This is a genomic window from Streptomyces milbemycinicus, from assembly GCF_002154605.1.
GTDB lineage: Bacteria > Actinomycetota > Actinomycetes > Streptomycetales > Streptomycetaceae > Streptomyces > Streptomyces milbemycinicus.
Genome location: NZ_MUNE01000944.1, coordinates 1 through 6,203, shown reverse-complemented (window position 1 = coordinate 6,203; position 6,203 = coordinate 1). Strand labels below are relative to the sequence as shown.

Sequence of the window (6,203 nt, the reverse complement as noted above, 5' to 3'; positions counted from 1 at the left end):
GCCGCCGTGGCGATGGCGGCGGTCCCGGCCCTGGTCGCCCCGGCCAAGGCCCTGGTCGACCGCCCCGGCCCGCCCGGCCCGCTCGCGGACGGCTCCGGCTTCTACCCCTCGGGCCACGCCGCCACCGCCGCGGTCGCCTACGGCGCGGCCGTCCTGCTGCTGTGCCCGTATCTGCGGCATCTGCCGACGCGTCGCGCGCTCGTCGGGGCGGTGGCGCTGCTGAACCTCGCCGTGGGCATCGGGCTCGTACGGCGCGGCTACCACTGGCCGCTGGACGTGTTCGGGAGCTGGTGTCTGTCCGGCTGTCTGCTGTGGGCTGTGTGGGGGCTCCTGCGGAGAAACCGGAGCCGCTGAGAAGCCAGAGCCCGCGTCAGCTCCTCCTGCGGCGGCTCCCGGCAAGCTGGACGGGATCCTCGAGGTCACCGTGGGTGGCGCGGCGCATGAGCTGCGGGCGGGGGACTGGGCGTGAAGTCCGGCCGGAAGTGCGGCAGCCGCTCGACGCCCACGTTGAGGAAGAGGGTGGCCGGCGAGGCGGCCATGACGACCTCGGGCATGGCCAGCGGCAGAAAGACCAGGCTGCCCACCGCGCCGCGCGCCCGGAAGCGGTGGCGGGCGCGCACGAAGGCAATCAGCGTGCCCAGGACGGTGGCGCCGAGCGTCGCCCACACCGCGAGCTGGAGGCTCAGCACGAGGGAGCCGCACAAGCCGGCGACGCCGCACGGGTCCGTCCAGGCGTCAGTGGAGAACCGCTGCCAGGTGTAGTTGAAGCGGCCGTTGGGCTTGTTGAAGGAGAAGGCCGGCACGACCACGTTGGGCAGGATGAGGTACGCGAGGGTGGCCAGGCCCGCGATCACGACGAGGTTCCGCTATAAGCGCGCCCGCGCCACCGGCACGCAGCAGCGACCGGCGGGTCAGGGTCATACGGCCGCTCGTCAAGCTGCGCCGTATCGCGGCGATCTGGGGTGGCGACAGCTTCTCGGGCTCGTGCCGTGCGTCCATCCGCTGTGCTCTTACGGGGGTGTCGGCCGGCGGTCGGCCGGTCCTGCTGCCGCCGCCTCGCGGACGGCGGGCGATGTCAGCGATGTCGGCGATGTCACCGCGCGCCGTCGCCTGACCGCCCCGTCACGGCGAAGCGCTGATCCGTCGGGGCGGTGCCGGCACCACCGATTCCGGCCCCTTGGACCGGTTTGATGACCGGGCCGAACGAAGGGGCTGAAAGATCGGACTGAACGAACGGGCTAGAAGACGGAGTCGATCGCGGCGTCGAGCGCCATCAGGTAGATGGCCGGGATGACCATGCCGAGGATTCCGCAGACCAGGCCCGCGGTGGCCGAGCCGCCGTTGTTGGCCTCGCCGCGGCCCACCTTGCCCTTTCCGACCGCGCCGAAGATGATCGCGAGGATGCCCAGGATGATGGCGAAGACCCACAGGAAGTAGGTGATCCCGCACACCAGCCCGATGATGCCGCACACCAGCGCGGCGGTCCCCATGCCGTTGCTCTGCTGCATGGGCATCCCGGTGGCCCCCGGGTAGACGGGCGGCGCGGCGGGGTGGCCCGGGGCCGGGTAGCCGGCGGGGTACTGCGGGGGCTGGTTGGGCGGCTGGGGCGTGCCGTACTGGTTCGGGTCGTACGGGCCGGGCTGTGGGTTGGTAGCGGACATGGATTGTCTCCCCTCCTGATGAAGTGCCGTGCAATGTTATGGGCTGACCGGTCCTCGGGCCCACCCATGGCGGCGGCTCTCTCTCCGCGCTGTCAGTGGCGGATGCGAAAATCCGAGTATGGAGACGAACGGGGAGACGGTTTCGGTTTCGACGGACGGCGGGCCGCGTTCGGTGGTGGAGCTGACCGAGCGGGCGGCGAACGGCGAGCGCTTCAAGTACGTGTGGTTCTGGGGCCACCGCGCGCCGCACGGCGGTGGTGTGGGCCCCGGGTGCTTCAGCCAGTGGTGGCCTTCGGAGTTCGTGGTCGACGGTGTCCGTTATGCGACGGCCGAGCATTGGATGATGGCGGGCAAGGCCCGGCTGTTCGGCGACGCGGACGCCGAGCGGCGGGCGCTGGAGGCGGCCCGTCCCAAGCAGGCCAAGGACGCGGGCCGTTCGGTGCGCGGCTTCGACCAGGCGGAGTGGGAGCGGCACCGCTTCGAGCTGGTGGTGCAGGGCAGCGTGCACAAGTTCGGCGCGGATCCGCGCTTGCGCGAGTATCTGTTGGGGACGGGGGCGCGGGTGTTGGTGGAGGCCAGCCCGATGGACCGCATATGGGGCATCGGGCTGGCGGCGGACGACGAGCGGGCTCAGGACCCGGCTCGCTGGCGCGGGCTGAATCTGCTGGGCTTCGCGCTGATGGAGGCCCGTCAGCGGCTGTTGTCCGGGGCGTCCACGACCACGACGGCGGCACCGCTGTAGCCGGGTCCGCGGGCGTACGGGTCGTACGGGTCGTCGTCGTCCTCGTCCTGCGCGATGTAGACGAAGATCATCACGACGCTCGCGACCACGGCGATCACCCCGAGGACGAGTCCGGCCAGGGCCTGTCCCCCGTTGTCGGCCTCGCCTCGCTGGGCCTTTGAGCGGCCGAGCACCCCGAAGACGATCGCGAGCACGCCGAGGATGACGCCGAAGACGATGCTGAAGAAGAGGACGGTGCCGACGATGCCCAGCACCAGGGCGGCGGTGCCGTTGCCGTTGTCGGGGGTGAAGGCGACGGGCCCATAGGCCGGGCCCGGGTAGCCGGAGCCCGGATAGCCGTAGGCGGGCTGCGCTCCGTACGGCGGCTGGCCGTACCCGGTCTGACCGTAGCCGGGCTGCGCGTAGCCGGGCTGGCCGTACCCGGTCTGGCCGTATCCGGTCTGACCATAGCCGGTGGGCGCGTACGGCCCCGCCCCGTACGGCCCGGGCGGGGGCTGGTAAGCGCTCGGTGTGCCGGGGCCGGTCGGCGCCTGAGGCGGCGGGGGCACCGCGCCCGGCCCCATCGCCGGGCCGGGCCCAGGCACCGGGGGCGGCGGCGGGACGAGGGGCGCGCCCGGTATCGGCGGCGCGCCGACCGCCGGGGCGGCGGCCTGGGGGACAGCCGCCGGCGGCTCGGTCGCCGCGGGCCCCGCGGCCGGCTTGTCCAGCGGCACCCGCTGCTCCGGCGGGGCCCACGGATCGCTCTCGCGCGGCTCGGGCAGCTTTGGCTGTGCGGGCCGAGCAGGCTGGTCGGACTGCTCGGGCGGTACGGAACGCTCAGGCTGGTCGGACTGCTCGGGCTGGTCGGCCATGCTCTCCCCCAGGTGATGTCCGCCCATGCTACGGCCTGTGCCCAACCCCTACCGGCGGCCTGTGCCCAGGCCCGGTCACGGCCCGTGCCGTCCCCTCCCCGACACCCGATTACGATGACCGGAGCCCGTCGCAGCCGGCCGCCTCCCGGAGGATCCGTTGACCGATCTCACCACCTTCATCGCCGGCCTTCCCAAGGCGGAGCTGCATGTGCACCACGTCGGCTCGGCATCCCCGCGCATCGTGGCCGAGCTCGCCGCCCGCCACCCCGACTCCAAGGTCCCCGCCGACCCCGAAGCCCTCGCCGACTACTTCGTCTTCCGCGACTTCGCGCACTTCATCGAGGTCTACCTCTCCGTCGTCGACCTGATCCGCGACGCCGACGACGTGCGGCTGCTCACCTATGAGATAGCGCGCGACATGGCCCGGCAGAACATCCGTTACGCCGAGCTGACCGTCACCCCGTACAGCTCCACGCGGCGCGGCATCCCCGATGTCGCCTTCGTCGAGGCGATCGAGGACGCCCGTAAGGCGGCGGAGGCCGAGCTGGGCACCGTGCTGCGCTGGTGCTTCGACATCCCCGGCGAGGCGGGTCTGAACTCCGCCGAGGAGACCGCCCGCATCGCCTGTGACCTGGGCCCGGCGGGTCTGGTCAGCTTCGGCCTCGGCGGACCTGAGATCGGCGTGCCGCGCCCCCAGTTCAAGCCGTACTTCGACCGCGCCATCGCGGCCGGGCTGCACAGCGTCCCGCACGCGGGCGAGACCACCGGCCCCGAGACCATCTGGGACGCGCTCACCGAGCTGCGCGCGGAGCGTATCGGCCACGGCACCAGCGCCACCCGCGACCCGAAGCTGCTCGCACACCTCGCCGAGCACCGGATCCCGCTCGAGGTCTGCCCCACCTCCAACATCGCCACCCGCGCGGTCGCCACGCTGGACGAGCACCCGCTGCGGGAGATGGTCGAGGCCGGGGTGCTGGTGACCATCAACAGCGACGACCCGCCGATGTTCGGCACGGACCTCAACACCGAGTACGCGGTGGCGGCCCGGCTGCTGGACCTGGACGCGGCGGGCGTCGCGGCGCTCGCGAAGAACGCGGTCGAGGCGTCTTTCCTGGACCCGGCGGGCAAGGCGCGGCTGTCGGCCGAGATCGACGCCTACACGGCGGCCGCGGGCCGATGACCGCGCCGGCCACGGCGTGCACGGCGGTCGCCCACCGCGGCGACCCGTATGTGTGCCGCGAGAACACCCTCGCCTCGGTGCGCTCCGCGGTGCTCGCGGGGGCCGGTGCGGTGGAGATCGATGTGCGGCTGACCGGGGACGGCGTCCCCATGCTGCTCCATGACGCAACCCTCAAGCGGCTGTGGGGACACGACCGCCCCCTCGCCGCGCTGACCGGCAACGAGGTACGGGGGCTGACCGGCGGCGGCGTGCCCACGCTGCGCGACGCCCTCGCCGCGGCCGACTCGACCCGCATCATGATCGACCTCCCCGACGCCTCGGCCACGCACTGCGCCGTGACCGAGGTGCACGAGTCCGGGGCGGCCGGCCGCGTCTACTACAGCGGCGGTCCGGCGGCCATGTACGCCGTGCGCGGCGAGGACCCGGACGCCGAGCTCGCCCTGACCTGGACCACGCTGACCCCGCCCCGCCCCACGCTGCTCGCCGATCTGCGCCCACGCTGGCTCAACTACCGCTTCGGGCTGGTCTCCCCGGAGCTGGTCGCCCGCAATCACGCCGACGGGCTGCTGGTCTCCGCCTGGACCGCGGACACCCGGCGGTCCATGGCGCGGCTGCTGCGCGCGGGGGTGGACTCGATCACGACGAACCGGATCGGGGCGCTGTGCGCGCTGCTGGGGGTCAGTCGTGAGGGAAGTGCTCGGTCGAGATGACCAGGTCGACGACTGTACCGGTGAGGTCGATCGGTTCTCCGAAGTCGACCGTCCGCTGGGTGCGGTACTCATCGGCCTTCGGCTCCGTGAAGACATGGCACTGCCGCTGGTAGGGATCGGCGATCAGATAGACCGGGACACCCGCCATGGCGTACGTGTCCCGCTTCGGGCCGTAGTCGTTCCTGCCCGTCCCCCGGGAGATGACCTCCAGCACGAACTCGACGTCGCGATAGGACCATCTGTCGTCCTCGTCCGGCTCCGCTCCCTCGGCCACCTTCGCCAAGTCCGGGCAGAAGCCGTTGAGGTAGCCAGGGAAGTCGATACGCACGTCCGAGGTGATCTCGGCGTCCTCGCCGAAGCGGTCCTCCAGCTGCCGCAGCACCCTGCGAATGATGTTCCAGTGCGTCGTGCGCTGCGGCGTCATGCAGATGGCCCCTTCGACGACCTCGGCCCGGTATCCCTCGGGGAGCATCCGCTCCAAGAGCTCGAACATGTCGTCCAAGCGAGCCTTGCCGCTCTCGGCCATCTCGATCCGTTCGGTCAACTCGACGGTCATCGTGCCGCTCCTCCCCTGTCGCGCGTATGTACGCGCAGCCGCACAGTTCAACGATACGGACGACCCCGGGACACAGGGGAGGGCGTGCCCCGAGGCCGCCGGGCGTCAGCCCAGCGAGGTCATCACGTGCTTGATCCGTGTGTAGTCCTCGAAGCCGTACGCGGACAGGTCCTTGCCGTAGCCGGACTTCTTGAAGCCGCCGTGCGGCATCTCGGCGACCAGCGGGATGTGGGTGTTGATCCAGACGCAGCCGAAGTCCAGGGCCTTGGACATCCGCATGGCGCGCGCGTGGTCCTTGGTCCATACCGACGACGCCAGGGCGTATTCCACGCCGTTGGCGTAGGAGAGGGCCTGGACCTCGTCGGTGAAGGACTGGACGGTGATGACCGGGCCGAAGACCTCCTGCTGGATGATCTCGTCCTCCTGTTTGAGCCCCGAGACGACGGTGGGGGCGTAGAAGAAGCCCTTCTCGCCGACGCGGTGGCCGCCCGCCTCGACCTTGG

The 6,203-nt window shown here is 71.7% G+C and carries 8 protein-coding genes and 2 pseudogenes; 4 read left to right on the top strand and 6 right to left on the bottom strand.

The features are described from left to right. A partial coding sequence (locus CCN51_RS49330; protein WP_143676172.1) for a phosphatase PAP2 family protein occupies nt 1–354 on the top strand: 354 nt, incomplete at its 5' end. A gap of 140 nt (nt 355–494) precedes the next feature. Here CCN51_RS49330 and CCN51_RS49325 read toward each other — a convergent pair. The 3 genes and pseudogenes from CCN51_RS49325 to CCN51_RS49320 all read right to left on the bottom strand — a co-directional run. After that, a pseudogene (locus tag CCN51_RS49325) lies at nt 495–854 on the bottom strand (ABC transporter permease); the annotation flags it as partial. Nucleotides 855–870: 16 nt separating this feature from the next. Continuing rightward, nucleotides 871–999 (bottom strand): annotated as a pseudogene (locus tag CCN51_RS58780) (spermidine/putrescine ABC transporter substrate-binding protein); the annotation flags it as partial. A 239-nt stretch (nt 1,000–1,238) separates the two neighbouring features. Next, on the bottom strand, nt 1,239–1,661 hold the full coding sequence (locus CCN51_RS49320; RefSeq protein WP_014176030.1) for a DUF4190 domain-containing protein: 423 nt from the start codon (nt 1,659–1,661) through the stop codon (nt 1,239–1,241). 118 nt (nt 1,662–1,779) lie between these two features. On the opposite strand from CCN51_RS49320, the gene CCN51_RS49315 reads away from it, so the two are divergent. Then, nucleotides 1,780–2,403, top strand: a complete 624-nt coding sequence (locus CCN51_RS49315) for a riboflavin biosynthesis intermediates N-glycosidase (RefSeq protein ID WP_014176031.1) — start codon at nt 1,780–1,782, stop codon at nt 2,401–2,403. Here CCN51_RS49315 and CCN51_RS59505 read toward each other — a convergent pair. After that, the gene (locus tag CCN51_RS59505) at nt 2,352–3,281 is read right to left on the bottom strand and encodes a DUF4190 domain-containing protein (RefSeq protein ID WP_264349411.1); all 930 of its coding nucleotides are present in this window, start codon (nt 3,279–3,281) and stop codon (nt 2,352–2,354) included. The genes CCN51_RS49315 and CCN51_RS59505 overlap by 52 nt on opposite strands. Before the next feature lie 130 nt (nt 3,282–3,411). Here CCN51_RS59505 and CCN51_RS49305 point away from each other — a divergent pair, with 130 nt between their 5' ends. Both CCN51_RS49305 and CCN51_RS49300 read left to right on the top strand, forming a co-directional pair. Next, entirely contained in the window at nt 3,412–4,434 is a 1,023-nt protein-coding gene (locus tag CCN51_RS49305) for an adenosine deaminase (RefSeq protein ID WP_014176033.1), read from the top strand. Then, nucleotides 4,431–5,144: a glycerophosphodiester phosphodiesterase gene (locus CCN51_RS49300; protein WP_014176034.1), complete on the top strand. Its 714-nt coding sequence runs from the start codon at nt 4,431–4,433 to the stop codon at nt 5,142–5,144. Before CCN51_RS49305 ends, CCN51_RS49300 begins: the two co-directional genes overlap by 4 nt. On the opposite strand, the gene CCN51_RS49295 is transcribed toward CCN51_RS49300, so the two are convergent. Further along, nucleotides 5,113–5,700, bottom strand: coding sequence for a Uma2 family endonuclease (locus tag CCN51_RS49295; RefSeq protein WP_014176035.1), 588 nt, complete (start codon nt 5,698–5,700; stop codon nt 5,113–5,115). The genes CCN51_RS49300 and CCN51_RS49295 overlap by 32 nt on opposite strands. 105 nt (nt 5,701–5,805) lie before the next feature. Continuing rightward, on the bottom strand, nt 5,806–6,203 hold a 398-nt coding region (locus tag CCN51_RS49290; RefSeq protein ID WP_143676171.1), incomplete at its 5' end, for an aldehyde dehydrogenase family protein.

Bases quoted from the DNA above. Each gene is read 5' to 3' on its own strand.
- CCN51_RS49320 (WP_014176030.1), bottom strand. From the start codon at position 1,661: ATGTCCGCTACCAACCCACAGCCCGGCCCGTACGACCCGAACCAGTAC.
- CCN51_RS49315 (WP_014176031.1), top strand. From the start codon at position 1,780: ATGGAGACGAACGGGGAGACGGTTTCGGTTTCGACGGACGGCGGGCCG.
- CCN51_RS59505 (WP_264349411.1), bottom strand. From the start codon at position 3,281: ATGGGCGGACATCACCTGGGGGAGAGCATGGCCGACCAGCCCGAGCAG.
- CCN51_RS49300 (WP_014176034.1), top strand. From the start codon at position 4,431: ATGACCGCGCCGGCCACGGCGTGCACGGCGGTCGCCCACCGCGGCGAC.
- CCN51_RS49295 (WP_014176035.1), bottom strand. From the start codon at position 5,700: ATGACCGTCGAGTTGACCGAACGGATCGAGATGGCCGAGAGCGGCAAG.